This window comes from Lentzea sp. NPDC006480 (assembly GCF_040611995.1).
Taxonomy (GTDB): Bacteria; Actinomycetota; Actinomycetes; order Mycobacteriales; family Pseudonocardiaceae; genus Lentzea.
The window spans coordinates 1-2,570 of the sequence record NZ_JBEXPJ010000328.1 but is presented as its reverse complement, the minus strand read 5'-3'; the positions used below and the strand labels follow the sequence as shown (position 1 = coordinate 2,570).

Sequence of the window (2,570 nt, the reverse complement as noted above, 5' to 3'; positions counted from 1 at the left end):
AGGAGATCAGCCGGGCGGCGTCGTCCGGCTGACCCCAGCGCTTCAACGGCATCCGCTCGTTCACGAACTCCGCGAGCTCCGGCCCTGCCCACCCCATGTCGGTCAGCGAGGCGACGAAGTCCACCACGGCCCGCCCCCGCGCAAGTCGTTTGACCACATCGGGTCCGGCGGGCAGCTCACCAGCGGGACCGACCAATGTGGACGGCTCCGTCCGGGCGAGCGCCGCGTACTCCGTTTCGGCCAGCTCGACCAGATCGTGCAGCCTGCGCGGCAAGCGATCCGCCTCGGTCCGGTCCGTCACCCACTGCTCCAAAGCGTCCACCAACGACGTCAGCAACCGCGCCTGCCCCCGTTGGTGCAGAGCCAGATCCGGCCGCAGCAACACGAACCTCCGGTGCACGAACTTCAGCACCTGCACCTCGTGCCACTGCTGCACGGCCAGCACGACGTGTCCGGACCGCGGCGTCGGCTCCTCGATCACCCCGACCGCGTCCACGAGCCGCCGCGTCCACCGCGCGCTGAACCCGGCGACCGCCTGCTCCGCCTCGACCGACCCGTCGAACGGCACCGCGAGCAGCCCGTCCACGAGCTCCTTGCTGACCTTCCGCACCGCCAGCGCGAACGCCTCGTCGCTCATCACCCACGAGTCCTTCAGGTGCATGCGCCGGCGCAGCGTCTCCAGCGACCGCCCCGGCATCCGGATCTCGTGGGCGAGCTCGTCGTCGCTCAGCCCGGCGAGATCCAGCGCCTGCGCCTGCCAGGTCCCCAGCTCCGCCGCCACCGTCGCGTGCTGCAACACCCCGACCCGGTGGAAGTCCTCCAGGTCGTGGATGGCGTAGGCGATGTCGTCCGCCGTGTCCATGACACTCGCCTCAACGGTCTGCTGCCACGCCTCGATCCGCCCGTCGAACGGCTCGCGCGCCTGCCGCAGGTCGTTGATCTCCGTGACGTACGCCGAGAACTTCGAGCTTCCGGTCCCCGGCATCTCCTCCGGCTCGGACGCACCCCGCGGCGCGACCTCCATGCCGAGCGCCTGGTGCCGGGTCCACGGGTACTTCAACATCGCCGCCCGCACCGCCACGGTCAGGTCGAGCCCGAGTGCCTTGGGCCCCCGCACATCCGTGGTCGTCACGATCCGGAACGACTGCGCGTTCCCCTCGAACCCGTCCGGCAGCCCGAACCGGTGCCGCGCCAGCCGGTCCAGCACCTGCTCGCCGAGGTGCCCGAACGGCGGGTGCCCCAGGTCGTGCGCCAGCGCCGCCGCCTCCACCACGTCCGGGTCGCACCCGCCGAGCTTCTCCAGCACCGCGGTCAGCTCGGGCCGGCTGGTCAAGCGTTCCGCGATGGCGCGGGCGGCTTGGGCCACCTTCAGGCTGTGGGTGAGCCGGTTGTGCACGAGCAGACCGGATCCCGTGGAGCTGACCACCTGCGTGACACCGCCGAGCCTCGCGAAGAACGGCGAGCTGGCCACCCGGTCGCGGTCGACCCGGAAGGGGTTCGTGGCGAGGTCGGCGGTCCGGCCCACGCCAGCGGACCGGCGGGCGGTGCGGTGCTCGTTGTGCATGGCAGAGAAGGTACCGGGCAGCCACGAGCGTCCGGGTACGGAAGGCATCGGACAGGCACGAGCCTGCGGGTGGGGAAGGTATCGGACGGGCACGAGGCTGTGGCGGCCCACGCGTCTTCCTCATTGCGCGGCGAAGATGACCATGGTTTCGTGACACCTCCCCGTCGCCCGTAGCGGAAATGACTACTAGAGGGAGCAGCGGCCGAATCAGGCCACTGTTCACCCGGTCGAGTGAGGGCCCGGGCCTGGGGCGGGGCCGGACAGACAGGAGTGAGGATGAGCAGGACGCCGATCCGTCTCTACATGTCCATGTCCCTCGACGGGTACATCGCCGGGCCGGACGACAGAGCGGGCCAGGAGCTCGGGCGCGACGGCGGGCGGCTCTTCAACTGGCTCGACGACCGGATGTCCCCCGGGATCAACGGTCAGGTGGTCGGCGAGGCGATGGCGACCGGCGCGCTGATCTCCGGGCGCCGGACGTTCGAGCTGGCCGGCGGGTGGAACGGCGACCACCACGACGGCGTTCCGATCAACGTTCTCACCCACCGGCCCGACAGCTTCGCCGAGCCTCCCGCGGGCACGAAGTTCTTCAGCGACGTCAACGCGTGTGCCGACGAGGCCCGCGAAGCCGCGGGAGATCGAGCCGTGATGGTCCACGGCGCGGGCGCGGCGCAAGCCTTGCTGGCCGCCGGGCAGCTCGACGAGCTCGAACTGCACGTCGTCCCGGTGCTGCTGGGCGGTGGACGCCCGCTGTTCGAACCGATCGGACTCGGGCAGGTCGAGCTGGAACTCGTCCGCCACCTCGAAGGGCGGGACGCCTTTCATCTGCGCTACCGCGTCGTCCACCCGTCCTGAAACGTGAAAAAGCCCTGCGGGGAGCGCGTGAAGCGCTCAACCCGCAGGGCTAAATTAAGTTCGGCGGCGACCTACTCTCCCACACCGTAACCAGTGCAGTACCATCGGCGCAGAAGGGCTTAACTACCGGGTTCGGAATGGGACCGGGTGT

At 70.2% G+C, this 2,570-nt stretch carries 2 protein-coding genes and 1 rRNA gene; 1 reads left to right on the top strand and 2 read right to left on the bottom strand.

The window, feature by feature from the left end:
* Nucleotides 1-1,564: dGTP triphosphohydrolase (gene dgt, locus ABZX92_RS45640; protein WP_355572384.1), on the bottom strand; the 1,564-nt coding region annotated here is incomplete at its 3' end.
* Nucleotides 1,565-1,840: 276 nt separating this feature from the next.
* Here dgt and ABZX92_RS45635 point away from each other — a divergent pair.
* A complete protein-coding gene (locus ABZX92_RS45635; protein ID WP_355572383.1) occupies nucleotides 1,841-2,419 on the top strand; it encodes a dihydrofolate reductase family protein in 579 nt (192 codons plus the stop codon).
* A 58-nt stretch (nucleotides 2,420-2,477) separates the two neighbouring features.
* Here the strand turns inward: ABZX92_RS45635 and rrf are convergent.
* A 5S ribosomal RNA gene (gene rrf, locus ABZX92_RS45630) occupies nucleotides 2,478-2,570 on the bottom strand; the annotation flags it as partial.